Origin of the sequence: Streptomyces botrytidirepellens (genome assembly GCF_003721215.1) — a bacterium.
In the GTDB taxonomy this organism is placed as follows: Bacteria; Actinomycetota; Actinomycetes; order Streptomycetales; family Streptomycetaceae; genus Streptomyces; species Streptomyces himastatinicus.
On record NZ_RIBZ01000066.1, the window covers coordinates 1 to 24,584 of the forward strand.

The following is a 24,584-nucleotide window of genomic DNA, read 5'->3' on the forward strand; positions in this document are numbered from 1 at the left end:
GGTGGCCGAGCCGCCGGGGTCCACGGTGGTCGAGGCGGGTTCCAGAGAGGTCCAAAGGCTCACCGCAACGACGCTATGGCGGAACGCACCGGATCGAGGAGAGACGAAGACCGATGCACGCGCGACGAACACGGGACAACAACGGGTCCCCGACCCCGCCCGGCCCCCGGTCCGCCCCAGGGCGGCCGCGCCGAGAACCAAATCAGTGAAACCGTGTATCACAGCACCGTCGACGCCGTCGTCGCCGCAACGTGCATGAACAAACCCGTGATGATCATCCAGCGAGGCAGCGACGCCTACGCCATCAGGGACTCCGACCGCTTCCCGGGAAAGCAACAGGCAGCAAAAGGACACGGCTCCTGCGTCGGATAAGGCGCAGGTGACCCCCGAGCGGGGCACGTCTACTCGTATCCGCATCCAGCGGATAGGAGAAATGGACGGGACTCGCGTTCCGTTTCCTGTGCTCTTGCCTGCGATCGCGGTGAAGGCCCCGCTTCAATAATTCGTCTGAGGTGGGCGCAGCATTATTGCGCGCCAGCATTCTGACGATGCATCCGCATGGTTGACCTTCCTGTTCGACCGGCGCAGCCCCCATGGCTACAGGGGCCCGCCAGAGCAACGTTCGATGAATGCCTGGAAGATCACTTGATAGAGCGAGCTGCGGCGGAACTCGCACCGCGCGGGCGTACCTCGTGGGTCGTTGAGAACTCCTAACGAAATGATCTTCGAGGTGGTTGGATCGGTCCCGGACTGCTGATCCGGAGGTATGGAATGGGGCGGCCGAAGCCGTGGGAAGTCGATGACGAGTTGTGAGCGTTGATCGAGCCTCTGCTGCCGAAGGTCGAGCGTCGGACCCGGCATCCGGGACGCAAGCGGCATCCGGACCAACTGGTGTTCCAGGGCATCTTGTTCGTGCTGCACACCGGGATCGCCTGGGAACACCTGCCACAGGAACTCGGCTTCGGCTCGGGCATGACCTGCTGGCGCCGCCTGGCCGAGTGGACCGAAGCCGGGGTGTGGCCACGATTGCACGAGGTCCCGCTCGTCGAACTTCGTGGTGCGAACGCCCTGGACTTCTCCCGGGCCGCGGTCGACGGCTCCCACATCCGGGCGTTAAAGGGGGAGCCAAGACTGGACGAAGCCCTGTCGACCGGGGCAGGACGGGCCGCAAGCATCACCTGATCACCGACGCCAGTGGCATCCCGCTCGCTGCCACTGTGACCGGCGGCAACCGCAACGATGTCACCCAGCTGATCCCACTGCTCCAAGCGGTGCCGCCCGTGCGGGGGCAAGCGCGGCCGGCCCCGGCGCCGACCGGACGTTGTGCTGGGTGACCGCGGCTACGACCACGACAAGTACCGCCGCCTGGTCCGGGATCTCGGTGTGAAGCCGCTGATCGCCCGCCGCGGCACCGAGCACGGCTCCGGCCTGGGCAGCCAGCGCTGGGGCGTGGAGCGCGCCTTCGCCCACCTGCACTGGTTCCGCCGCCTGCGCGTCCGCTGGGAGATACGCGACGACATCCACGAAGCCTTCCTCACCCTCGGATGCGCACTCATCTGCTGGCGACGTCTGAAGTCGTTGCGGGAGTAGTTCTCACTGCATGTGAGAGCAGTCGGGATCAGGGTCCCGCGTGATGGCGATCACGTCGTCGAGTCGGTCGCGCACAGCGAACAGGTCGGTGATCCGCTGGTCGATGCGGACACGCTCGGTCTCCAGCTGGTCCAGGAGTGCTCGGGGCGCTTTTCCTTCACCCGAGTCCACGCACGGCAGCACTTGGCGGACCACTTTGCTCGGGAGGCCCGCGGCATACAGCTGTTGGATCAGCCGGACTCGGCCGACGGCGGTGTCGGGATAATGCCGCTGGCCGCCGGGGCTGCGGCAAGCATGGAGCAGATCCTGTTCCTCGTAGTAGCTCAGCGCCCGGACACTCACTCCCGCCTTGTCGGCGACCTCACCGATGCGCACCGGTCCTCCTCCGTTCGGGCGGCCCGCCCGACTTGCACCTGACGTGAACGTCAGGTTCTAGCGTAGAGGGCGTCGGCGCTCGCCGGACATTCACCCCATTGATCCCATGAAACGGCCGGTCCCGGCCGCGTGGAAAGGCAGAACCTCATGCGCGCAGTCCGCTATCACGAGTACGGCGGTGTGGAGACCCTTGTGGTCGAGCTGGTGTCGGACCCACATCCCGGGCCCGGCGAGATCCGCATCCGCGTCGCGGCGGCCGGCGTCAATCCCGTCGACTGGAAGGTGCGTTCCGGTGCGGTACACGAGGTGCTCCCCGTGGACCTGCCCGCGATTCCTGGGCGTGAGGCCGTCGGCGTGGTCGACGAGACCGGTAAGGGGGTGCAGGGGGTGAGCATCGGCGACCGTGTCTTCGGGCTGGGCGGCGTCACCGGCGCGACAGCGGAGCTGGCCGTGCTCTCGGCCTGGGCCCACGCGCCCACCACATGGACCGACGAGGAGGCCGCCGGCGCCGGTCTGGCATCCGTGACCGCGATGGGCGGGCTGAAGGCGCTCGGTTCCCTGCGGGGGCGCACCCTTCTCGTCGAGGGCGCCGCCGGAGGCGTGGGCAGTGCCGCGGTCGAGATCGCGGTGGCTCAGGGCGCCACCGTGATCGGGACGGCCAGCGAGCGCAACCACGAGTTCCTCACCTCTCTCGGAGCCGTTCCCACCACCTACGGCACCGGCCTCGCCGAGCGCCTCGCCACCCTGGCTCCCGACGGTGTCGACATCGCGCTCGACACCGCGGCCTCCGGGTCCCTGGCCGATCTCGTCGCGATCGTGGGCGACCCCGCTCGCGTGTCGACGATCGCCGACCACACCAACGCGCATCGCCTGGGCGTACATCTGGCCAACGCGGAGAACGACTCCACGCTCCTCGCCGCAGCGGGCGAACTCGGCCGGCAAGGCCGCTACACACCACGCATCGAACGGACCTACCCGCTCGAACGGATCGCGGAAGCGCACGCATACGCCGAGCGCGGACACACGCGGGGGAAGATCGTGATCTGCATCTGAGTCTGCCCACCGTTCAGGGCTTCCCGCAGCTTCGACCGCGGGAAGCCGCACCTCCGGAACACCGGTCCTGGAGCGATCCAACCACCTCGGAGATTAGAGGACGTCGTAGGTCAGGTGCGTCACGGTCGATGTCGGGGTCACGCTCCGCTGCACCAGCATGCGCGGCGCTCCGCCGGTGAACAGGGGCGTCCCGGTGCCCAGCACGACGGGCGCGAGGTGCAGCGTCAGCTCCTCGACCAGCCCGGCGTCGAGCGCCGCGCCGATCGTGGCGCCGCCGCCCATGAGGACGACGTCGAGGTCCTTGCCGCTGTCCGACGACGCCACCTCGGCGCACTCTCGCGCGGCAGCGACGGCGTCGGGAAGGCCGGTGGTGACGAACGTCCAGTCGAGGTCGGTGAGCCGCACCGACTCCGGAGGCGAGCTCGTCACGACAACGAACGCGGGCTTGCCGACCTCGCCCGCGCCGTAGCCGGTCTTGTCGTCCCAGCCGTTCGGCCCGTCGACGACGTCGAAGAGCCGGCGGCCGAGGACGACGGCGCCCGAGCGGGCGGTCGCCTCACGCAGGACCCGGCGGTCGTCGGGGTCATCGGAAAACGCCCAGGTGTGCAGGGCCTCGCCGCCGGTGCCCAGACCGTTGTCCGGGCCGGGGTCGGGCCCGGTGACGAAGCCGTCGAGGGAGACCGAGATGTCAGCGATGATTCGAGTCATGCCAGGGCAGACCCGAACCGCCGCCCAAACTCATCGCTCAGCATGAAGCGTGTGCCGGAGAAGAATCGGTACCGGGAACGGGTCCGCGCGGCGCACTCGATGGCCGAGTCGTACATCGGGCGGCCGGTGCAACGCTCGGTGTGCAGCTGGGCGGCGAGGATGATGGCGGCGATCTGTGCCACCCACGCACCGAGCGACATCAACAAGCGCCAACGCACCAAGGGACGCGCACCACCGCAGAGAAACCGCCCCCGATGCTTCAAAGGCCGACGATCGTTGGATGGGGGGACGGCAGGGTCGTCGCTGCGGTGATTTCGGGGGTGTGCCATGTGGCTGAACGTGTCGAACGAGGAACTGCCCGCGGAGGAGCAATTGCCGTTCTGGGGCGAGCTGGTCTCCCGGGAGCTGGCGCCGCTCACCCTCAGCAGCGCGAACGGCGTAGCGGGCTTCCCCGCGTGGGCTTCGGTGCTGGGCCTGGGCTCGGTGCGGGTGGCCGCGTTCAACAGCCCGCCCGCGTACTTGAGACGCACCTGGGCGGATATCCGGCGGGCCGACCCGGGCACGTACCAGCTGGCCTTCGTCTCCGGCACCCCCCTGTGGATCAGCCAGCGGCGTCAGGACTCCGGACTCGTACTCGGGGACATGGTGCTCTTCGATCTCTCGCACCCGTTCGAAGGCGAGGTGCCCGACGCCGGCCGCCATACCCAGGTGGTCATCGTGCAGTTGCCGCGCGAGGAGCTTCCGCTTGCGCCGAACAAGGTCCACCGGCTGGTCGCCCAGCCCTTGTCGACCCGCACCGGCATGGGAGCGATTCTTGCCCGGTTCATGACCACACTGGACGCCTACGGCCCCGACTGCGACCCGCGTGATCTGAACCGATTAGGGGCGATGACGCTCGACCTGGCGGGCGCCTGCCTGGCCCAGCACCTCGGAGCCTACGACGACCTTCCGGCCGAGACCCGTCAGCAGGCCCTGCTGGCCCGCGTCAACGCCTTCATCGACCACAACCTCGGTGATCCGGACCTGAGGCCGGCGGACGTCGCGGCACACCATCACATCTCCGTGCGCTCCCTGCACACGCTCTTCCGGCACCAGGGAGAGACCGTGGCGGCCTCGATCCGCCGGCGCCGTCTGGAGCGCTGTCACGCCGACCTCACCGACCTCGGGCTGCGGTGGCGCTCGATCAGCGCCATCGCCGCCCGGTGGGGGTTTCTGCGTCCGGCGGACTTCAGCCGCGCGTTCCGCGCCGCGTATGGCGTGGCGCCCAGAGAGCTCCGGCAGGCGGCACTGCACAGTCTGACCGCATCACAGCAGGCCGCGCCAAGAGACAAGTAACACCGCACGCATCGCCAACTCGCCGCCGACGGCGCACGCCACGATGTGAGAACGGCCAGGGGGGGACATGAAGGGACGGGCACCGTACTGCGGCGCCCGTCCCTTCCACTCCCCTGGCCAACTGATCACAACAAGTTGCTGTGCCACATCAGCACCTCCAGCACAACACTCCTCACCAAAGGGGGAAAGATCCGTGCGGAAACTGCTCACTGGGCTCGCCGGTGTCGCCGCGCTCGCGGCGACATTTGCCGGGCCGAACGCCGCAAGCGCGTCCGAGACCCGCTTCACCGAAGTCGCCGGGGTCGAGGGACTGTACAGGGTGACTGGAACCAGCGGCGACGTCATCGCGCAGGACGCCTACGACCGCTGTGGAGCGGGCACGTGCTTCTTCCAGCACTACGGGGGTGAAGGGCTGCTCTGGGTCGTTCCCAGCTGCGGTCGACACCATGTCCCCGGCTACCTCGACGGCAAGGCGACCTCGGCCTGGAACAGGACACCGACCCCCATCGTCCTCTACGACGGCACCTACACCGGGCGGCTGGGAACCATGCCGGGGTGGTTCAAGGGCGACCTCCACCCTGCCCACGACAACAAGCTGAGCTCCGTCGACGCGGCCTGCTGAGCCTGTTCCGCTCGTACCGCCGGACGGGCGCACGACCGGTCGTGCGCCCGCCACCAGCGGCTTCAACCTGGCCATCTTCGCGGGTGGCGCCCTGGGGGCTGTCGTCGTCGAAGGCGTGGGCGCGTCGTATCTTCCGGGTGGAATGATCGCTCTCGCCTTCTGGCGCTCGCCACGGTCGGCTGCGGCCGACGCGCGGCGTTCCCGGGAGGGCGATGAACGACACGTGAGGAGCGCGGCCCGGCGGTTCATCCAAGTCGATCCGATGCCGCGTCCGCGCGCGCCTGCGCATCATCGTCCCAGGAGCACCGGTGGCCTTCGACCGACGACGTTTCCTCCGCGCCGACGCGCAGTCCCTCGGCAGCATCGCCTTGTGCGCCAAACGCCACCGCCCGCCCCGGACCTCGTACCGGGAGCCCGGCGCACGGCGGACTGTTGGGCCCTCGCACCGAAATGGCGACGTCACTGCCCAGCCCGATAGGTGACCGCGGCCTTGTCGACGCACCGGTGTGCGTCGGCTGAGGTGTACACCACGAGCCGGGAGGCGGCTGTCTGGAGACCCTCGTCACGAAAGCGGGGGGCATGGGCACATGGCAGACTCTTCCTGCACGATGCAGCCGGGCGAAAGCACTCTCGGTCAGTCCAGTCGCCGGGGCAGGGAGGATCCATGGGCGGGAACGATCCGCACATCCACGTTCAGTCGATGGTGGTCCACGGCGATGCCGCTACCCGCAACGTTTTGGCATCCACGTTTGGTCTGGCCGGTGACCTGCCCAGCCTCGTCGCTACTGGATGCGGGCTGCGGGTGCCATACGCGATGACCTCTCCTCGCCCGGATCGCGTCACCTGCCTTGCCTGCCGTGAGCACGCGCGGCGCGAGCACCTGCGCTTCTCGGAGGAGGTCGAACGCTTGAGCCGCATGGCTGGATCGACCATCAGCCCTGCCCAGGGGAAGCTGGCCGCAGACAAGCACCGCGATCTCGCGCAGAGGTTTTCCGACGCGGAGGGCTGAGTCCGTAGCTGGTGCCGCGGCTGGCACAACGCCATGCGCGGCATCGCCTACTGCACGACCTGACGCTGACCTGGCAACCAACCCACCGGGCCCGGCAACCTCACGACGGCACCTTTCCGGTGAGCGAGCGTTCAACGTGGGACCATCGGCTGTCAGTGGTGGCTGGCGGGACCGCCCGGGGTACTGGTGCACCTGGTCATGCGGACCTGGCCCTGGGCGGAGGCGTTCATCACCTGCCGGCACCTCGGGTCGTTGTGTGCCGTGGTTCCTGGGGCGGCCAGGTGGGAGCAGTCGCCTGGTCAGGGTCGGTTGGTGGGGATGAGGCGGCAGGTCCGGTGCGCGCGGTGACCACCATCACGGCGAGGCCGAGGGCCACGACCGCGGCGCCGACGTACAGCGGTGCGGTGTAGCCCAGGCCGGCGCTGATCGCGAGGCCGCCGAGCCAGGCGCCCAGGGCGTTGCCGACGTTGGAGGCCGAGACGTTGGCGCTGGCGGCGAGCGGCGCGCCGCCGGCGGCGTCCGTGACGCGGGTGATCATGCCGGGGACGCTGGCGAATCCGAAAAGGCCCATCAGGAAGACCAGGACCACGGACGCGACCTGCCCCTCGGCCAGCAGCCCGAACACGACAAGGGTGGCGGCGAGTCCCGTCAGGGATACGATCAGCGTGCGGTCGCGGTTGCGGTCGGCCGCCCGGCCTCCGGCGACGTTGCCGATGACCAGGCCGCCGCCGTAGACGACGAGCAGCCAGGCGACATCGGCGCTGGAGAATCCCGTGACCTCGGTGAAGGTGTACGCGATGTAGCTGAACGCCCCGAACATGCCGCCATAGCTGAGCGCGGTGGCGGCGAGGGTCAGCCAGACCTGCCAGGAGCGGAAGGCGCGTAGCTGGGGGCGCAGGCCGGCTGTCCGGTGGGCCTCGTCGACAGCGCCCGCTCGCGCCGGGACCCACACGGCTATGGCCGCCACGGCCAGCACGCCGATCCCGGTGATCGCCCAGAACGTGGCGCGCCAGCCCCAGCGTTCGCCGACCAGGGCGCCGAACGGCACGCCCAGCACGTTGGCGACCGTCAGCCCGGCGAACATCACGGCAACCGCGCGGGAGGCCCGCTCCGGCGGGACCATCCGGCGGGCGACGAGCGAGCCGATACCGAAGAAGGAGCCGTGGCACAGAGCGGCGACGATACGGCCCAGCAGCGCCACGGCGTAGGTGGGTGCCACGGCGGACAGCAGGTTGCCGAGGACGAACAACGCCACCAACCCGACGAGGACGGCCTTTCGGTGGATGCGGGTAGTGGCGGCGGTCAGCAGGATCGCGCCGATCGCGACGCTCAGGGCGTATCCCGAGATGAGCCACCCGGCCGCGGCTTCGGAGACGTCCAGGTCGCGGCTCACCTGGGGCATCAGGCCCGCGATCACGAACTCGGTCAGGCCGATCCCGAAACTGCCTACCGCCAGAGCGACCAACCCGGCGGGCATCCTCCGCGTGTCCCCGCCCCGTCTGATGTTCACGCAAACATCGTAGGGGAATCGGGGATTCGCGGCCGTCTCGCATCCGGCACAAGGCCGGCGATCACCCCTGGCAGGGCTCCCCCGCTCCGCCTCGGAGCGATGCGCCGGTACGGCGGCCATCTTCTGCTCCGTCCACGGGCCGACATCGACGGCTGCGGTGACCTGTTACTGGTGCGGGTGCGTGGCGAGGTAGGGGTGCGCAGCGCCTCGGGCAACTCCGCGGCCCGCGCGGTGTTCCCGTGGCCGGGCGCGGGCCGACGACGCGTGCGAAGCACGCTCTCAGGGTCGAGGCCGGCCTTCCGTATCTGCGGGCACGGCGTGCTCGGCAGGAGCCGGGGCCGGGACGACGATCTTGCGTGGCTCGCCCAGAGCACTGTGGTGAGCTTCCTCCTCCCGGGACAGACACTCGATCAGATAGTCCCCTGTTTCGGAGTCGATGGTCACCCCGTGGGTCTCGCTGCGGAATCCGGGGAAGCGGCGGTCGAACGACTCGAGGGCGGTCAGATAGCGCAGCAGCGGACCGTTCCCGGTGCCGATGCTCTCGCCCGGCATCAGCACCGGGATTCCGGGCGGTGTGACGGTGACCATGGCCGCAGCCACCCGACCCGCCGCGTCGGCCAGCCGCACCCGCTCCGTGCCGCCGCGGATCAGTCGCTGGTAGCAGAGCTGCGGAGGGACGACCGGCTCCGGCAGCTCCTGGAAGGCGGTGTCGAGCAGCTGGACCAGACTCACCTCGCGCAGATAGTCGTGCATCTCCTGGCACAGACCGCGCAGTGTTCCGCCGGTATAGCGGTTCGGATATACGGTGACCAGTTCGGGCAGGACACGGTCGAGCGACGTGTCCTCGTCGTACAGGGACTTGAAGTCCATCAGGGCGTCCAGGAGGGTGCCCCACTTGCCCTTGGTGATGCCCATGGAGAACAGGACCAGGGTGGTGTAGCTGTCGGTCTTCTCCACCACGACGTTCCGGGTAGCCAGGTAGGACGTGAGGATCCGGGCGGGAATGCCCCAATCGGCCATGTGGCCCGTCGCGTTGGTCCCCGGGCAGGTCACGGTCACCTTGAGGGGATCGAGCATGCAGTAGCCCTGGCCGAGCCCGGGGAACCCATGCCAATCCGCCTCGGGCTCCAGCTCCCAGCACGAGGGCTCCGTACGCAGCAGCTCGGCCGGGGCCTCGTCGAAGGGCAGCCGCTCGCCGCTGGACGGGTCGGTCACCGTCTCCGGCTGCCAGACCCCGAAGAACCAGGCGGGACGGTCACCGGCGGCCTTGATGCGACGGCCGATCCGCACCACCGCCTGGCGGAAGCGGACCGCCTCGGTCACCGCTTCGTCGATCAGCCAGTGGCCTTGTGGCCCGTCCATCATCGCAGTGGCGACGTCCAGGGAGGCGATCATCGGATACAGCGGGGAGGTGGTGCCGTGCATCATCAGCACCTCATTGAACCGGTCGTGCTCCACCGGGGCTCGCGGGGCGGGCTTGATGTGCACCATGGCGCTCTGCGACAGCGCGGCCAGCAGCTTGTGGGTGGACTGGGTGGCGAAGACGGTGGGCCGATCCGGGCCGGGGAAGGTGTCGGGTCCTACCGACATCCCGTAGCGCCCGGCGTAGAGGGGGTGGAAGCGGGCGTAGGCGAACCACGCCTCGTCGAAGTGGACCCGGGGCGTGCTGACCGCGAACGCTCGGGCGACCTGGACCGCGTCGTAACACAGGCCGTCGTAGGTGGAGTTGGTGAAAACCGCGTACTGGGCGTCGGGCGACAGCGCGTCGCGCGCCAGGGGGTTTCCGCCGATCCGGGCGGTCACGGTATCCGGATGGATCTCGCCCGGGGGCAGCGGCCCGGCGAGACCGTAGCCATTGCGCGTAGGGATCAAATACACCGGCCGCGAGCCGGAGATGACCAGGCCGTGCAGTACCGACTTGTGGCAGTTCCGGTCCACGAGGGCGATCTCGTCACGCGTCACGCTGAAGTGGCCGACCAGGCGATCGCAGGTCGAATCGCCGTGGAGGACGAAGTACGTGAGGTCGGCGCCGAAGACCCGGGCCGCGTTCCGCTCCGCCTCGCCGATGGGCCCTGTGTGCTCGAACAGGGAGCCGAGCGCCTCGACCGAGATGGACAGATCGCTGCGGAACAGCCGCTCCCCGAAGTAGTCGTGGAAGATCCGGCCCACCGGTGACTTCAGAAAGGCGACGCCGCCGGCATGGGCCGGGGTGTGCCAGGAGTACTCGTGCGTATCGTCGAAGTGGCGCAGCGCCTTGAAGAACGGTGGCAGAACGGCCTCGCGGTAGGCGCGGGCAGCGCCGACAATCCGTCCGGCGATGAAGGCAGCGGTGTCCTCCTCCGGCCACACGTACCCGACCACCGTCTCCGACACCCACAGCGGCAGGTCCTCGAACCCTTCGTCCGCCGCGATGAGGAAAACCGGCAGGCCCTGGAACCGCCGGGCGATGTCGCGCAGCACCGCGGCGCCGCCCGGTTCGCCGTCCGGCCCGCCGCCCGACCCGTCGTTCGGATCAAGCTCCCAGTCCACCAACGCCGCCGCCATACCGGCCTCGGTTCGCAGCACCGTCCGGGCCTCGGCGCCCGTCCCGGCCCACCGCACCGCGAACCCGGCTGCCTCGACCGCCTCACGGATCCTGCGCAGCTGTTCGGCCCCGGCCGTGTCATCCCCGGGGTGCTCCCGGACCGCGAACAGAACGGTGTTGCCCGCCATATCCCCCTCCTCAACCTGCCGCCCTCTGTCCATAAGAGTGTCTGGGGACGGACCCACGCATGGGGGCACAGCCGGGGAAGACCACCCGAAAGAAGGAAAATCACCCCGCACTGTCTGGACGTATCCAGGCGGCGTCGGCGACCGAGAGCCCGCGGGTGGCGAGGACGGACCATCTCCACTCTTCGCCCGCCGCAAGGGTTCAGCCGAAGCGCACCGCCCGGGCCAGAAAGCGGTGTCTCGCGTCCGCTCGGCGTCCAGAATGCCGAGGGCAACAGCATGCGGCCTTGTCAGTTCGCGCAGGGTGGTTGACGATTCGCGCACGCCGCGGGCGGAAGATTTCTGTAGTCCCGCGGCGGTACCCCGTGGGCGGCACGGAACAGGCAGCTGAAGTGCGTCGGGTCGGTGAAGCCCCAACGGGCGGCGATGGCCTGGATCGGGCGGGTGTTCAGGCGGGGGTTGGCCAGGTCGAGGCGGCAGCGTTCCAGACGGCTGTGGCGTATCCAGGCCGCCGGTGACGTGTCGTCCTCGGCGAGCAACTGCTGGAGATGGCGCAGGGAGATGTGGTGGGCGTCCGCGATCGCCTGGGGAGTCATGCCCGGTTCGGCGAGATGTTGTTCGACGAACGCGTTGATGCGAGCCCTCAGGGCGGTCCTGCGGGTCTTTGGGGTCAGTTCCTCTCCAGCCTCCAGGCAGCGGGCGAGTACGGACGCCAGGAGGTCCAGCGTGACCGAGGTGAGCGTGGGGGGTCGGCTGAGGTGAACTCGCCAGCGCGTGCGCTGAGGTCGGTCAGCCAGCGGGCCAACACCGCGCCCATGCCGCTACGCCCCGCTGATCGGGACAGCGAACAGGCCTTGCACCGTCTTCTCCGGCAGTGGCAGCAGCCCACGAGGGAACTGCACGGTCACATGGGACCACGTATCCGGAACAGCGCGGACATCGCCAAGGTAGGGACGGCTGCCGGACGCCCGGACGCCTTCGGGGAGTTCATCGCGCTCCTCCGCGAATGGGACAACGTGATCACGGAGACCGCCGCGGCGGCTGGGGCCTGGTCGGCCTGCCGTCTGAGTCCGCATCTGGTCTCTCTCCTCTCTGCACCCTTGACTTGATGCCCGATGCCACCGCCGGGTGGGCCGGCCGGCGCTCGGGCCGAACCGACCTCGCCCACGCCATCCTCGCCACGCTGACCGACCCGGCCACCGCCGGCCACACCATCGCCCTGGGATACTGACCATGAACCAGCTGTTCACGAAGAAGCGGATCGTCATCACCCTGAGCACGTTGGTCCTCACCGGGCTGAGCGCCGCCGGCACCGTCGGCTACCTGACGTTCTTACGCTCACCCGCCAACCCACCCGCCGACGCATGCGCTGACGGTCGCCCGAAGGGCAGCGGTCCGGTAGTTGTTGCGGCCGGCGCGAGCATGACCCAAGGCACGCTCGGCCGGGACTGGGTCGGCGACCTGCGAGAGAAGCCCGAGTTCCGCGGATACGAGTTCATCAACGCCGGCGACAACGGCAACACCAGCGCGGACCTGCGCGGGCGCGTCGACAGCGACATCGTGGCGTGCGACCCGGATGCAGTCACCCTCCTCATCGGCACCAACGACGTCCGGGACGGGGTCCCCCTGGAGGAGTACCGGGACAACCTCGGCGCGATCATCGACCGCATCAAGGACAAGACCTCCGCCCGCATCGCGCTGATGTCCCTGCCCCCGCTGGGCGAAGACCTCGACTCCGAGATCAACCACAAGCTCCGCGACTACAACGCCGCGATAAAGGAGACCGCCACCCGCGCCACGGTCGGCTACGTGCCCGTGAACGAGCGATTCACCGAGCACCTTCAAGACCAGGACCACCGGCCCACCTACGACTTCAGCTTCACCACGGCCTACCTGGCGGCCACGAAGTACTACCTGCTCGGATACAGCTCGGACGAGGTCGCTCGCGACAACGGTCTCGAACTCTTCGTGGACCACATCCACCTGAGCGACCGCGGCGGCGCGATGGTCACCAACCTCGCCGCTCAGTGGCTGTCCTCCACCGAGGGCGCTACAAAGAACGAGCCGTAGGCCGAGGTCTGACCATTCCAGGGATGCCCTCCCACCGCACCGTGTCGAGACCTGAAAGTCGTTCGTCCTCCGCTTCCCCTGTAGGGCGCCTCCGCTTTGACGCAGTCACGCGGTTGGCGAAAGCGGCATCTGCCGGGAAGAGACAGAACGATCAGCTTGTGGCGGCAACCTGTGCCCGGGCCGCCCGGTGGGGGACGGTGAAGGTCGTCGTCCACCCGCCCGAAGGACTCGCCCGGGCGGCTGACACTCGACCGGTCCGAGGAAGTACCGGTGCGGCTCGTCCTGGTTGAACTCCGGTACCAGCCCGCGAAGAAATACCACGGAACGGAGACACCAGTGCGGGGGCTGTTCCTGAGACAGCTCGGAAGCCACTGGTCAGAGCGCTCAGCCGTGCCGACGCGAGCGTGGGATCGGCCCGGTGTGCCGCGCGGGCCACCGGCTCGTGCACGCGCCGCTCGGCCCCTGCGCGGGCCTCCGACACCTGCCGGGCCAGAACCGAGACACGCGGCAGCAGCACCCGGTTGGCCCCGCCGCCGGTCGGTGAAGTCCCGGTACGTGAACCGCTCCTCAGGACAGCGTCCCGCCCACACCTGGCTTGGGGCTGGAGCCGTGCTGGCGGCCGCCGGAGGGCAAACGGGGCTCGGAGCTGGAGCGGTTGCGTACGCCTCGATCGAGCGGGTGCCGGAGCCGCGGTGCACGGCCTTGTTGACAGCGGTGGTGCGCCAGCTGGAGGCCAGGCGGACGATGACGCGCTGGACCGCTCGCGGTGCTGATGGCGAACCGGCTGATCAGCCCAGCGCGCAGAGAGTCGGAGCGGGAGCGGTTGGTGATGCTGCCGAGTCAGGATTCTCCCGCGCCAGGCGCAACACCAGGGCCCGCACGGAGCGCACGGCCCGAGGCCGTCCAGGTGAGCCGTCCCCGAATTCATTCTTCACGGCCAGTTGCCGGTCCTCTCCGGGCCGGAGCACGTGGTCCAGGCAGGAGAAATGCGTTGCCCTGCCATTGCGCAAGTTGGCATGCTCACGGCCGTGACCACTGCGCACGAATACACCGGTTCCACCATCGTCATTCCCGTCAGCGTGCGCGACCTTGTGCCCCGCGACCTGCCGTCATGCACCTGGTCGGGCTCAGCCGCCCACCTGCGCCAAGTAGAGCGCGCGTTGGAGCGGGCCGCGGCCGGCGAGGTGGACTACCTGGCTGTATGCACCCCTGTGGATCTGCCGGTGGCGATCGGCGGCATCGACTACCAGGCTTCCGAGGAATCCGGAACCTTGTGGCAGCTCGCTGTCCTCCCGGCACTCCAGTCCCGCGGCCTGGGAACGCTGCTGATCCAAACCGCCGAGCAAAGGATCAGGAACCGCGGCAGGCGCAGGGCCGAACTCGCCGTGGAGGAGAACAACCCTCGAGCTCGCGCCCTGTACGAACGTCTGGGCTACGCCGCGTACGCCCGCAAGCCCGATGCCTGGGACGAGGAAGGACCTGACGGGACGATCCGTCGCCACGAGACAATGTGCGTTCTGATGCGAAAGGACCTTTGAGCCCTCGGACGGTGGCGGATGCCCCAGGGGCAGCCAGACGGTCAGATGCCCCCCGGTTCAGGTTTCTCGACTTCTCCGGGCAGCAACTCTGCGTCAAGAGAGAAGGAATCGTTTTCGGAGGAGCTGGGCCCCGGTCCCGAACGGCTGACCGCGGGGCGTCAGCGTAGTGCAATCTCACGCGTGTGAACGGCACGCATGGCGCGCTCGACAGTCTCCTGGTTTTCGCCGACCGGAGCCACGTAGTCGATGACCTCGCGCGCGGCGTCCTCCCCGAGCGTTCGGGTGATCACCCACGTGGCGAGATACTGGGACGCCAGGCAACCGCCCGCCGTAGCGATGTTCCCCTCGGCGTGGAACGGCGTGTCCAGCACGGTGACATCGCAGGCTTCGACAAAGGGCCGGCTCTTCATGTCCGTGCACGCCGGCATCCCCTCCAGCAACCCGAGCCGAGCGAGCACCAGCGCGCCGGAGCACTGCGCACCGATCAGCTGTCGCGAAGGGTCGAGTAGCAGCCCGGAGATCAGCCGGTCGTCGGCGACCACGTCTCGCGTCTTCACCCCGCTACCGATCAGCACGACGTCGGCTTCGGTCACGAACTCCATCGGACGCTGTCCCGTCACCTCGACACCATTCATCGACGTGACCACCGGCGTCGGCGTCGTGATGAAGGCTTCCAAGCCGTCCTTACAGCGCCGGTTGATCAGCGCAGAAGCGATGAAGCTGTCGAGCTCGTTGAACCCGTCGAAGGTGACCACGGCTACCTGCATCACGACTCCTTCAGATACGGCATCAGGTCTCCAGTCTCCCGGAGGTGCCATTCAGGTTCGAGAGCCAATGAGCGGCTGGTGGCATGCCTGTCGCCGCTCTGCGTTTCGAGCTCTCAGCCTGAGTACCGTACTTACGGTCCCGACGACGTGCTGACATTCTCGATCCCGCAGCGGTTGTGCCAGTCGTCCCAGCAGCCCCGCGACCAGGGCGGGCACGGTGTCGGGGTAGATGAACTCGCCCTGGGCGTGGGCTCCGTCGCCGGCGCCGCCGACGGCGGCGTCGGGCAGGTCGTCGCGGCCCTGCTCGCGGGCGACCTCTCGGGCGAGGCCGAGCAGGGGGGCGGAGGCGGCATTGAGGGTCATCGGCGGCCTGTTCCAGGTGTGTTCGATATCGATGCGTACGCGGGGGTCGCTGACCTGGATGGCGTCCAGTTCGTGGTCGACACGGACCTGTTCGGCCACGCTGCTGACGCGGATGTCGACGCTGGCGGTGGCCTGCCCGGCGACGTTTGTGGCGGAGCCGCCCTTGATGAGCCCGCTGTTGATCGTGGTGCCCTTGTCGGGGGCGGCGACCACGAACTCGCACAGCGCGGTGATCGCGCTCGCCCCGTCCCGAGCGCGCCTGGAGATCGTGTCGGAATGGGTCGGCTTCCAGACCCCCTTCATGCTCCACCTGCGAGTGGCCCCAGGTGACACCCCCGACGTCATGCGCCGCATCGACCAGCTCCCCCGGACCCGGCTCGCCGCCCACGTCGCCAGCGACATGTCCGTCCTCGCCATCGGCCTGGTCACCGACCGCTCCGCCCTGGCGCTCTTCATCGACAACCAGCTGGCCAAGATCCCCGGCATCCTCGCCGTCAGCGTCGACGTCATGCTCGCTGAACCGCGCCGCTACTGGCTGGACCGGGACTTGGACTCCGGCCTCGGCGAATTCCACGCGCCGACGCTGCTGTAAACAGCCCCAACGGACCACTTGGTTGTCGTCGCGGCAGGATGCGGCCCGCCGGGCAAGTGCCCGCCCCTGCAAGGGACCGGGCTTCGCCGGGAGTGCGGCACCGCAGGCCGGAAGCCTGGCCCAGGCTGTCGGTTTCGGCCTCGTACCTCCTCTGAACCACCAGTTGAGGCAGTACGTTGTGCCGATGACCGATGCTGTGCCGCCCGGCGGCGCTGTCCTTGATGCGGATGGACTGGACGCTCGGTGGGCGGATGCCTGGCGGCCGGAACAGGTCGCGGAGCGGTTGGGCGACGTCAGTGCGCCCTGGTGCATCGCGGCGGGTTGGGCGCTGGATTTGTTCCGCGGAGGGCAGTCGCGGCACCACGGCGATCTGGAGATCGCGGTGCCCGCGGCGGGGTTCGCGGAGGTTCGGGACCGCTTCCCGGAGTACGTGTTCGACGCGGTGGGCTCGGGACGGGTCTGGGCGAATGCAGGACCTGAGGCGCTCGCGGCCACGCATCAGACCTGGCTGCGGGATCCGGCGAGCGGACAGTTCCTGTTCGATGTCTTCCGCGAGCCGCACGAGGGCGGGACGTGGATCTGCCGTCGGGACGAGCGCCTGCGGCTGCCGCACGACGCGATCATCGAACGTACTACGGACGGCATCCCCTATTTGGTGCCGGAGCTGGTTCTGCTGTTCAAAGCGAAGGCGGCACGGCCCAAGGATCAGGCGGACTTCGACGGGGTCCTGCCGCTGCTGAGCCAGGCGCGGCGCGTTGTTCTCAGCGGGTGGCTGACGCGTGTGCATCCCGAGCATCCCTGGCTGGCGAAATTGAGGAGGCAGTGACGCAGGCCCTGCCCGTGGAACGCCACGGATGAACTGCACCCGCGCCTTAATCTCTGTGAAGGCAGCAGCGTTATCTGGTCCCGCACATGATCGCCATCGACGTCCTAGGCAGTGTCTCGCCGATCATCGGCTCGTTGGATGGTCATGAGGGATGTGCCTGAGATCTCCGATGCCGCGTGGGCGGTGATTGCGCCGTGGCTTCCGTCGGCTGGCCGGGCCCGTGGACGGTGGCGTGATCACCGCCAGGTGCTGGAAGGCATCGTGTTCAAGTTCCGTACCGGTGTGCCCTGGCGGGACCTGCCCGAGCGGTTCGGCCCCTGGCAGACCGTGCACGGCCGTTTTGCCCGCTGGGCTGTCGACGGGACCCTCGACCGCCTCCTGGCCAGGGCCCAGGGCACCACCGCAGTGGACTGGCTGGTCGCCCTCGACTCCACCATCGTGCGAGCCCATCAGCACACCGCTGCCAAAGGGGGCTCGACCAGCGTGGACTCGGACGCTCCCGCGGCGGGCTGACCACGAAGATCCACCTCGCCTGCGACGGACGCGGCCGGCCCCTGGCATTCCTCGTCACCGCGGGCACCCGCAACGACTGCACCCAGGCCGAAGCCGTGATCGACCGGATCCGCATCGCCGGAGGTGGACCGGGGCGGCCACGTCTGCGGCCGGAGCGGGTCGTGGCCGACAAGGGCTACTCGCCCCGCACCTTCCGCGCCTACCTACGACGGCGAGGCATCAAGGCCACCATCCCCGAACGCGTCGACCAACTCGCAGGCCGGGCCCGCCGCCGCGAGCCCCGGTGCGGCTTCGACAAGGCCCTCTACCGGCGCCGCAACGTGGTCGAACGGTGCTTCCAGCGACTCAAGCAGTGGCGCGGAATCGCCACCCGCTACGAGAAACAGCCCTCCCGCTTCCACGCAGTCCTCACCCTGGCCAGCACACTCATCTGGCTCACACCATGATCGACAAGACGTCCCCTAGCCCTGCGGAGGAAGCGTCGGCGCATGCCGCTCACTGCGTGACATCTTCAGGACCGCTTTTCCGGAGACACGGCGCCCGCGGAGCGCCTCGGCGGCCTCGGCGAAGTGGTCCCAGGAGCCCTGCCAGCCGATCTCGACAGTGAGGGCCCCCTCCGCGGCCAGCTCGGTGAGAACGGCAAGGTCCGGGCCGACATGGCCCTCGATGACGAAGGACATCAGCGACTTGGTCGGGCCGACGGTCGCGTACGGCGGGAAGACCGCCGGCTCCCCGGAAGTCCAGCCGACGCTCTGCACGCTGCCCCCGGGAGCGAGCAGGCTCCATGCCGCAACGAGTTGAGGGCCGCCGACGCTGTCGATGACCACGTCGACGGGTTGCTCGAGTCCGTCCAGGCCGATCAGCACCTCGTCGGCGCCGAAGTCGGCCAGCCCCTCCCCGCGGGCCGTCGAGCCCACGGACGCGATCACGTGGGCACCGGCCCGCGCCGCCAACTGGACGGCGAACTTGCCGACCCCGCCGGAGGCGCCGGTGACCAACACCCTCTTGTCCGCCTCGAGCCCGGCGGCCCGCAGCGAGCGCAGCGCGGCCACTCCGGCGACCGGCAGGGCGACCGCCTTCGCCAGGTCCAGGACCTTGGGCACCTCGGCAAGCGCACCCACGTCGACAGCGACGCGCTCAGCGAACGCCCCCGAGGTCAGGGCCACAACCCGGGCGCCCACCGCCGGGCCGGTTCCGTCGGCGGCAGCCTGAACCACCACCCCGGCGGCGTCCGAACCGAGCACCGCACCCACGGGCACCCGACCGGAACGAGCGTCGTTGAGATCGCCGTAGTTCAAGGAGGCATGGGAGACGTCCACCAGGACCTGGCCTGGTCCGGGCACGGGATCGGGAACCTCGGCGAGGCGGACAGCGGCGGGTGCGGACGGATCGACGACGAGAGCACGAACAGACACGTTTCCCCCTTGGTGCACGACTTGTAACAGCAGTCATCATCGGTAACCTTGCTGCCCAGCGGAAGGAGGCACATTTATGTCACGCAGTCACACCCGTGTTGCAGAAGCGGTCAAGGACGAAGCCTGCCCGGTGACCGAGGTGCTCGACCGCGTGGCGGGCAAGTGGAGCATCGGGATCCTGATCGCCGCCGCCCACGGCCCAGTCCGCTTCACCGAACTCGAACGCGCCATCAACGGCATCAGTCGGTGAATGCTCACCCTCAACCTGCGCCGACTGGAGCGGGACGGGCTGCTCATCCGCACCGTCTATCCGACCGTGCCGCCCAAGGTCGAGTACAGCCTCACGCCCATGGCCCGAGAACTACACGCCTCACTGGCCGGCCTGGTGGGCTGGGCCGAGCGCCACCGGTCCGCCATCGCCGAGGCCCGCGCCGCTTACGACACCGCGGCGGAGCAGAAACCTGACGCCGACTGAACCAGCCCGGACAGGTCCTGGGCGGGGTGGGCAGCGCCCGCGGGGCGACGGATAACCTGGGCCCGTCAGCGAAGATCGCAGAAGGGCGGAAGCACATGGCAGACATCATGGAGACGGCGGCGCGGAAGGTCTTCGAGCGCTACGACGTCGACGGGGACGGCCTGGTCACCGCGGACGAATACCGTAAGGTCGTGGCGGAGTTGGAGGGCTCGGAGATCACCGAGTCGCAGGCCCAGGAGCTGATCGACTCGCTCGACACCAACGGCGATCGCCAGATGTCGTTCGAGGAGTTCTGGGCGGCCATGAATGGCTGACACAGCCGGGTCCGGCACGTTCACGTGTCGGACGCGGTCTGGCCCCTTCCCGCCATCGCGTGGAATGCGGGCGCGGCCGTGCACCCTGACGGCGGTGGGCACCGCCGTCAGGGCCTCGTACAGGCCTCTCAGGGCGTTCCCGGGCTGTCACCGGGAAGGCTGGGCGGCAGCCAGGACGCGTCCCAGCGCCAGGCCGCCCACTGGCCGACGTCCGCGAACGGCCCCGTGCGGTCTTCCAGCATGGCCAGTACCTGGGCCCGGGCGCGTTCCACCGCCTGGTGCTCGGTGTCGGAAATGACCCCGAGGCGCCGGATGTGGGCGTACTCGTCCTCGTCCTTCCACCGCAGCTTACTGAGGTCCGGGTCGATGACGAGATCCACGGCCAGGTCGAAGGTGTCGAACCCGTTGGCCGTGCGGAGGGTGGGGTGCTCGAAATTCACGTACCAGTTCCGCAGCCGCTGCCCGTCGCCGTCAGGGGCGTAGAAGGCGTTGATGCTGAACCACGCCGCGGGCGGCTTCCACAGCATCTGCACCGTCTCCTGCCACACCGCAGACGCCAGCTCCCACTCCCCCGCCGCCATCGCCTCGAACGCCTCCGTGCGCACCGACGGCTCGCCGGTGCTCCGAGCCCGGGCGTACAGCGACGGCCACCGGGCCTCGGCTCCGGGGCAGCAGACCGTCACCAGCGCCGTGTCGGTGTCGGAGATGAGCCGCAGCGCCTGCTCGCTCCACACCCGCCCCCGGTAGACGTCGCGCCGTACGACTGTCTGCCCGACCTCGAAGCTTCCCATCGTCCCTCCGTCTCCTGGCGCCACCGCACCGCAGCGGTTGCGTGCTGTGCTCTAGCCAGTCGTCTTGGCCTCGGTAACGCAGGTGGGGTGGCCCCAGCCGTCAGGGTTCTTCGCGATGAGCTCCCCCTTGGCGTACGGCTGGCCGCAGCGGCAGCGGCCGGGGAATTTCGCCTTGATCGAGCCGCCGCTTGGGCGGGCGGCCTTCGTTCGCCGTTTGGTGGTCGTCTGCGACGCCGACGGGCGGCTGCGGCCGGCTGAGCGGGGAGCTGTCTGGGGCTCCGGCGGCGGCAGGGCGGAGCCGAGCGAGGTTCCTGCGGCCTGCTGTGTGCGGGCGGTGTGGCTGGCGGCCCGGTCCGCAGCCGCGTTGAACGGGTCACCGTCGACCTGGTGGGCCGGGACGTAGACGAAATCGACTGTGCGGTCCTTCAGCAGTTCGTCGATGCGCATCACGAGGCCCTGGTTGGCCACTGGTGAGCCCGAAGCTGTCTTCCATCCCTTCCGTCGCCATCCGGGCAGCCATGTGGTGACTGCCTTCATGGCGTACTGGGAGTCCATCCGCACCTGAAGAGGCAGGGCCGGGTCGGTTGCCTCCAACAGCTCCTGCAATGCGGTCAGTTCAGCCACATTGTTGGTTGCGGCGCCCAGTGGCCCGGCCTCCCAGCGGCCAACCTCGCCACTCGTGTCCGCGATGACCCAAGCCCAGGCCGCGGGGCCGGGGTTCCCTTTGGACGCCCCGTCACACGCGGCAATGATCTGTTCACTCATACCCCGATACTGCCAGGGTGGGCGATGACGCGTGCGGGCCGCCGGATAACGTCCGTCCATGGCCATGCAGCTACTGCCCTCCCACGGCACCCTGGTGGACCGCATGATCGAACTCGCGGATCTGCCCTGGAGCCGACAGGCATTCGAGGACGCCTTCGCACGCAACGGCTGGTGTCACGGTCAGGACCCCGATGCGCCGGGCGTGGGCTGGGAGGAGCCCTGGTGGATCAGCGGGGAGGAGTTGGTGGACGACTGGTGGCTGCTCCTCGGAGAGGCTCCCGGATGCCTCCGACAGCCGGACCCCACCGCCGTCTGCGATCACCCCGACTGCCGGACGGGCTGCTTCGTGGAACACCCCTTCGCCTATTTCACCGCTCCCGAGGACCCGCGGGAATGGGACAACGAGTTCGGCCCCTTCCACAGCCGACCGGATGTGGACCCCGAGGCCACCGCCGAGGACTTCGCCGCCCTGTACCAGCGCATGTCCGAACTGCTCCGCACCCGCCTCGGCGACCCGCTGCCCGAGGGCGCCTACCAGCTCCCCGACGATGAGGAGACGTTCCACGCATACCGGGTGTGGGAGCGGAGCAACTCCTGGGTGGTACTGCTCATCGCCGAAGACCAGATCACCTACGGCGCATACGACCGAGCCGGAATCCAAGTACGACCCAGAACCTGACCCCATAGCCAGCTGAACTACACCTCGCGCGTCGCGTGGAGACCCGAGGAGTAAGGACGCGCAGCCAGCACCATCACCGCCCCCGGCGCGCCGCGTACGGCACGGGTTCGCCAGGGGGATAGCCCGAGGTCGATCTCTCGGGCCAGCACGATGGGGTCCGCATGCGCGAGGTGGTTCGCTGACGGCATGGGTACCACTCAGCGCCACGGGGCGCGCCGAACCACTCCGGATTCAGTCTTGGGCCGCCTGGTGGGCGTGTCTGCATGGGTGGAGGCAGGGAGAGGGCTGTGCCTTCTTCCTGCTTCGGCCAGGAGGCTGGCGGGAGAGATCAGGCACTCCCGGAGGTCTCGTGTGGTGCGGGGTGGATGTGGGATCGCGTTAGGGGTGTTCGGATGGGTTGTGGCGCTGTTGGCGGGACAGGCGCTCTTCAACGCACTGCTGTATCCGCTGGTCGACGCGCACGATTACCAGCGGTCCTGGGGTGGACCCACGTTGGTGGGTGCCTGGCTGGTCCATGCCGCGGTCGCGGTGCCTGTTGTGGTGGCGGCGCTCGGAGTGCTGCGCGGCACGGTGGCCGCCGACCGGGCCCATGAGCGGTTGGTGTCCGTCGGACGGCGTCCTGCGTGGCCGATTCTCTTGTCGGCGGTGGTGGCGGTCGGTTCGGCGTTGCTCCTCAACGCTTGGCTTCATCAGCTGTAGGCGGCGGTGGCCTGTAAGCGGGTGGTGCCGGAAGGCCACCGCCTGGACCCTTGCCCGCATCCTGCAAAACGCGCTGTGGGACATCGAAGAGGGAAGCTGCGCGCTCGACGCACGGCAAACCGCGATCGCCCATGCGCTGCTGAGAGCCTGAGGAAGTGGGCGGGTCGCCCGTATTTCGATTGCCGCCCGGTCGCGCGGCCATATGATCACAGGGGCGTGGCGCGCGCGGACAGGGGGAGCATGTGGCCAGGGTCGTGGAGCTGGTGTCGTATCCCATCAAGGGGTGCGGTGGAATGCGGATGCACACCGCGGAGCTGACGCCCGCAGGTCTCGCCCATGACCGCAGTTTCATGGTGACCAGTGAGGAAGGTGTCTTCCGTAGCCAACGGCGCGACCCGCGGCTGGCCTTGATCCGCCCCGAGATCAGTCCCGACGGGCTACGGCTGATGCTGCACGCCCCGGCCCTGGATCCGGTCGGGATCGACGTCGATGTCTCTGGTCGGCCTCGAGAAGTCGATCTGTTCGGGGCGCCGTTCAGAGGCATCGACCAGGGCGACGAAGCCGCCGCGTGGCTGTCCGAGGTTCTCGGCGCCCCGAGCCGTCTGGTGCGGGTTCCGGCCGACCACGACCGGGTCACCGACGGCCGTACGCCCGGCACGTCCGGGTACGCCGACAGCTGTGCCATCCACCTCCTCTCCCGGTCCACTGTGGATCTGCTGAATGAGCGGCTGGGCGAGCGCGGCGCCTCGCCCCTCCCCATGGACCGCTTCCGCCCGAACGTCGTCGTGGACGGCTGGAACACCCCGCACACCGAGGATCGCGCCCTCCGGATCACCATCGGCAACGCGGAACTCGGTTACGCCAAGCTCGCCATCCGCTGCGCCGTCACCATGGTCGACCAGCAGTCCGGTGCCAAGGCGGGCCCCGAGCCGCTGCGCACCCTGGCCATCTACCGCCGCGCTGCCGAAGGCGGCATCGCCTTCGGGGCGAAGTACGCCGTGCTGCGCCCGGGCAAACTGTCGGAGGGCGACGAAGTGCAGGTCACCTCCTGGGGCGAGTCGGAGGTCTGACGGGTTCCTCCTCGGCCTGCCGCGCCGTCAGCCGACGCGCACCGCTCGGGCCAGGAAGTGGTGTGCCGCGTCCTCGTGGCGGAGCAGGTGCCAGCCCGTCGCGTGCAGCGCGGGGTGGAGGTTCTCCTCGGCCAGCAGGTCGTCACGGTGCAGGGGGCGGCCGTGGCGGGCGGCGCGTTCGGTGCGGCCGGAGCGGTGGAAGAGCAGCAGGACGCCGCCGGGGGCGGTGACGCGGGCCCATTCGCGCAGAACGGTCATGGGGTCGGGAACGTGGTCGATCAGGCCCGCGCTGAAGATGCCGTCCAACGATCCCCCCCCGGCAGGGGCAGTCGGCAGGCGTCGGCCAGGAGGAGATGGGCGAGGTCGGATCGTCCTTCGCGTGCGGCGGCCGTGAGCATTGCCGGGGTGAGGTCCACGCCGAGCGCGGCGCCCTTGGGGCCGGCTTCGGTGCGCAGTGCGGGCAGGGCGAGGCCGGTGCCGCAGCCCATGTCCATGATCCGCTGCCCCGGGCGCAGTTCCATGCGGGTGACGGCTGCCGCGTAGCGGGGGCCGTCGGCGGCGAAGTGTTCCTCCCAGGTCGCCGCCTGCGAGGTGCAGAAGGCGCGGGTCGTGGTCCGGGCCGCGCGGGACTGGAGTCCCCAGGCCGAGCCGCCGATCCGGAACGCCTGGACCGGGTAGCGGCCGCAGAAGGCCAGCAGGGTGGCATCGGGCGGGAGGCCCATGGTGTCGCCGTGCCAGTGCAGTACGCGAAGCCGCTCGGGCACTGCGGCGAAGAGGGGTCGGCGGGCGCGGCCGA

At 69.2% G+C, this 24,584-nt stretch carries 24 protein-coding genes and 5 pseudogenes; 16 read left to right on the forward strand and 13 right to left on the reverse strand.

The features are described 5' to 3' along the window. Positions 1–816: 816 nt before the first annotated feature. Positions 817–1,590, forward strand: a pseudogene (locus EEJ42_RS04765) (IS5 family transposase). Between the two features lie 3 nt (positions 1,591–1,593). Here EEJ42_RS04765 and EEJ42_RS04770 read toward each other — a convergent pair. Continuing rightward, positions 1,594–1,965, reverse strand: coding sequence for a MerR family transcriptional regulator (locus tag EEJ42_RS04770; protein ID WP_123098748.1), 372 nt, complete (start codon positions 1,963–1,965; stop codon positions 1,594–1,596). 147 nt (positions 1,966–2,112) lie between these two features. Here EEJ42_RS04770 and EEJ42_RS04775 point away from each other — a divergent pair, with 147 nt between their 5' ends. Next, the gene (locus EEJ42_RS04775; RefSeq protein ID WP_123098749.1) at positions 2,113–3,018 is read left to right on the forward strand and encodes an NADP-dependent oxidoreductase; all 906 of its coding nucleotides are present in this window, start codon (positions 2,113–2,115) and stop codon (positions 3,016–3,018) included. 93 nt (positions 3,019–3,111) lie between these two features. Here the strand turns inward: EEJ42_RS04775 and EEJ42_RS04780 are convergent, their stop codons facing one another. Together EEJ42_RS04780 and EEJ42_RS04785 are read right to left on the reverse strand one after the other, a co-directional pair. Continuing rightward, positions 3,112–3,726, reverse strand: coding sequence for a dihydrofolate reductase family protein (locus tag EEJ42_RS04780; protein WP_123098750.1), 615 nt, complete (start codon positions 3,724–3,726; stop codon positions 3,112–3,114). Then, positions 3,723–3,908 carry a hypothetical protein gene (locus EEJ42_RS04785; RefSeq protein ID WP_148081851.1) on the reverse strand — a complete coding sequence of 62 codons (186 nt, stop codon included), beginning with the start codon at positions 3,906–3,908 and terminating at the stop codon, positions 3,723–3,725. The genes EEJ42_RS04780 and EEJ42_RS04785 overlap by 4 nt, the downstream gene beginning before the upstream one ends. A gap of 145 nt (positions 3,909–4,053) precedes the next feature. Between EEJ42_RS04785 and EEJ42_RS04790 the strand changes: the two genes are divergently transcribed. The 3 genes from EEJ42_RS04790 to EEJ42_RS04805 all read left to right on the forward strand — a co-directional run bounded on the left by EEJ42_RS04790 (position 4,054) and on the right by EEJ42_RS04805 (position 6,692). Beyond that, entirely contained in the window at positions 4,054–5,061 is a 1,008-nt protein-coding gene (locus EEJ42_RS04790) for a helix-turn-helix domain-containing protein (RefSeq protein WP_123098752.1), read from the forward strand. A gap of 193 nt (positions 5,062–5,254) precedes the next feature. Further along, positions 5,255–5,683, forward strand: coding sequence for a peptidase inhibitor family I36 protein (locus tag EEJ42_RS04795; protein WP_184502939.1), 429 nt, complete (start codon positions 5,255–5,257; stop codon positions 5,681–5,683). A gap of 664 nt (positions 5,684–6,347) precedes the next feature. After that, a complete protein-coding gene (locus EEJ42_RS04805) occupies positions 6,348–6,692 on the forward strand; it encodes a hypothetical protein (RefSeq protein ID WP_123098754.1) in 345 nt (114 codons plus the stop codon). Between the two features lie 229 nt (positions 6,693–6,921). Here EEJ42_RS04805 and EEJ42_RS04810 read toward each other — a convergent pair whose 3' ends face one another. The 3 genes from EEJ42_RS04810 to EEJ42_RS04820 form a co-directional block, all read right to left on the reverse strand. Continuing rightward, positions 6,922–8,169, reverse strand: coding sequence for an MFS transporter (locus EEJ42_RS04810; protein WP_123098755.1), 1,248 nt, complete (start codon positions 8,167–8,169; stop codon positions 6,922–6,924). 312 nt (positions 8,170–8,481) lie between these two features. After that, on the reverse strand, positions 8,482–10,914 hold the full coding sequence (locus EEJ42_RS04815) for an Orn/Lys/Arg family decarboxylase (RefSeq protein ID WP_123098756.1): 2,433 nt from the start codon (positions 10,912–10,914) through the stop codon (positions 8,482–8,484). Positions 10,915–11,201: 287 nt separating this feature from the next. Continuing rightward, positions 11,202–11,507: a helix-turn-helix transcriptional regulator gene (locus EEJ42_RS04820; RefSeq protein WP_123098757.1), complete on the reverse strand. Its 306-nt coding sequence runs from the start codon at positions 11,505–11,507 to the stop codon at positions 11,202–11,204. A 512-nt stretch (positions 11,508–12,019) separates the two neighbouring features. Here EEJ42_RS04820 and EEJ42_RS53730 point away from each other — a divergent pair. The 3 genes from EEJ42_RS53730 (at position 12,020) to EEJ42_RS04845 (ending at position 14,519) form a co-directional block, all read left to right on the forward strand. Further along, on the forward strand, positions 12,020–12,142 hold the full coding sequence (locus EEJ42_RS53730; protein ID WP_281291397.1) for a hypothetical protein: 123 nt from the start codon (positions 12,020–12,022) through the stop codon (positions 12,140–12,142). Between the two features lie 2 nt (positions 12,143–12,144). Beyond that, complete coding sequence (locus EEJ42_RS04835) at positions 12,145–12,981, forward strand: SGNH/GDSL hydrolase family protein (RefSeq protein WP_123098759.1); 837 nt, start codon at positions 12,145–12,147, stop codon at positions 12,979–12,981. A 1,016-nt stretch (positions 12,982–13,997) separates the two neighbouring features. Further along, positions 13,998–14,519, forward strand: a complete 522-nt coding sequence (locus tag EEJ42_RS04845) for a GNAT family N-acetyltransferase (protein WP_123098761.1) — start codon at positions 13,998–14,000, stop codon at positions 14,517–14,519. 158 nt (positions 14,520–14,677) lie between these two features. Here the strand turns inward: EEJ42_RS04845 and EEJ42_RS04850 are convergent, their stop codons facing one another. Both EEJ42_RS04850 and EEJ42_RS04855 read right to left on the reverse strand, forming a co-directional pair. Then, the gene (locus tag EEJ42_RS04850) at positions 14,678–15,286 is read right to left on the reverse strand and encodes a DJ-1/PfpI family protein (protein WP_123098762.1); all 609 of its coding nucleotides are present in this window, start codon (positions 15,284–15,286) and stop codon (positions 14,678–14,680) included. A gap of 162 nt (positions 15,287–15,448) precedes the next feature. Then, positions 15,449–15,901, reverse strand: a pseudogene (locus EEJ42_RS04855) (peptidase dimerization domain-containing protein); the annotation flags it as partial. Here EEJ42_RS04855 and EEJ42_RS04860 point away from each other — a divergent pair. The 3 genes and pseudogenes from EEJ42_RS04860 to EEJ42_RS04870 form a co-directional block, all read left to right on the forward strand. Further along, positions 15,846–16,241: pseudogene (locus EEJ42_RS04860) on the forward strand (Lrp/AsnC family transcriptional regulator); the annotation flags it as partial. The pseudogenes EEJ42_RS04855 and EEJ42_RS04860 overlap by 56 nt on opposite strands. A 184-nt stretch (positions 16,242–16,425) precedes the next feature. Further along, complete coding sequence (locus EEJ42_RS04865; protein WP_123098787.1) at positions 16,426–17,067, forward strand: nucleotidyltransferase domain-containing protein; 642 nt, start codon at positions 16,426–16,428, stop codon at positions 17,065–17,067. A gap of 144 nt (positions 17,068–17,211) precedes the next feature. Beyond that, positions 17,212–18,026, forward strand: a pseudogene (locus EEJ42_RS04870) (IS5 family transposase). Positions 18,027–18,041: 15 nt separating this feature from the next. Here EEJ42_RS04870 and EEJ42_RS04875 read toward each other — a convergent pair. Beyond that, positions 18,042–18,995: a zinc-binding dehydrogenase gene (locus tag EEJ42_RS04875; RefSeq protein WP_184502940.1), complete on the reverse strand. Its 954-nt coding sequence runs from the start codon at positions 18,993–18,995 to the stop codon at positions 18,042–18,044. A 76-nt stretch (positions 18,996–19,071) separates the two neighbouring features. Here EEJ42_RS04875 and EEJ42_RS04880 point away from each other — a divergent pair. Both EEJ42_RS04880 and EEJ42_RS04885 read left to right on the forward strand, forming a co-directional pair. Then, positions 19,072–19,470, forward strand: a pseudogene (locus EEJ42_RS04880) (winged helix-turn-helix transcriptional regulator). A 95-nt stretch (positions 19,471–19,565) separates the two neighbouring features. Further along, a complete protein-coding gene (locus tag EEJ42_RS04885; protein WP_039940291.1) occupies positions 19,566–19,784 on the forward strand; it encodes an EF-hand domain-containing protein in 219 nt (72 codons plus the stop codon). Positions 19,785–19,912: 128 nt separating this feature from the next. Here the strand turns inward: EEJ42_RS04885 and EEJ42_RS04890 are convergent, their stop codons facing one another. Both EEJ42_RS04890 and EEJ42_RS04895 read right to left on the reverse strand, forming a co-directional pair. Beyond that, a complete protein-coding gene (locus EEJ42_RS04890; protein ID WP_123098763.1) occupies positions 19,913–20,575 on the reverse strand; it encodes a ribonuclease FAU-1 family protein in 663 nt (220 codons plus the stop codon). 51 nt (positions 20,576–20,626) lie between these two features. Beyond that, positions 20,627–21,340 carry a ribonuclease H family protein gene (locus EEJ42_RS04895; RefSeq protein WP_123098764.1) on the reverse strand — a complete coding sequence of 238 codons (714 nt, stop codon included), beginning with the start codon at positions 21,338–21,340 and terminating at the stop codon, positions 20,627–20,629. Positions 21,341–21,398: 58 nt separating this feature from the next. On the opposite strand from EEJ42_RS04895, the gene EEJ42_RS04900 reads away from it, so the two are divergent. The 3 genes from EEJ42_RS04900 to EEJ42_RS04910 all read left to right on the forward strand — a co-directional run bounded on the left by EEJ42_RS04900 (position 21,399) and on the right by EEJ42_RS04910 (position 23,788). Then, complete coding sequence (locus EEJ42_RS04900) at positions 21,399–22,019, forward strand: hypothetical protein (protein ID WP_123098765.1); 621 nt, start codon at positions 21,399–21,401, stop codon at positions 22,017–22,019. A 399-nt stretch (positions 22,020–22,418) separates the two neighbouring features. Next, the gene (locus EEJ42_RS04905) at positions 22,419–22,718 is read left to right on the forward strand and encodes a hypothetical protein (RefSeq protein ID WP_246096056.1); all 300 of its coding nucleotides are present in this window, start codon (positions 22,419–22,421) and stop codon (positions 22,716–22,718) included. A gap of 242 nt (positions 22,719–22,960) precedes the next feature. Continuing rightward, the gene (locus tag EEJ42_RS04910) at positions 22,961–23,788 is read left to right on the forward strand and encodes an MOSC domain-containing protein (protein ID WP_123098767.1); all 828 of its coding nucleotides are present in this window, start codon (positions 22,961–22,963) and stop codon (positions 23,786–23,788) included. Positions 23,789–23,815: 27 nt separating this feature from the next. On the opposite strand, the gene EEJ42_RS52495 is transcribed toward EEJ42_RS04910, so the two are convergent. Together EEJ42_RS52495 and EEJ42_RS52500 are read right to left on the reverse strand one after the other, a co-directional pair. Beyond that, entirely contained in the window at positions 23,816–24,094 is a 279-nt protein-coding gene (locus tag EEJ42_RS52495) for a methyltransferase domain-containing protein (RefSeq protein ID WP_246096058.1), read from the reverse strand. Then, on the reverse strand, positions 24,067–24,552 hold the full coding sequence (locus EEJ42_RS52500; protein ID WP_246096060.1) for a methyltransferase domain-containing protein: 486 nt from the start codon (positions 24,550–24,552) through the stop codon (positions 24,067–24,069). The genes EEJ42_RS52495 and EEJ42_RS52500 overlap by 28 nt, the downstream gene beginning before the upstream one ends. Between the last annotated feature and the right edge of the window lie 32 nt (positions 24,553–24,584).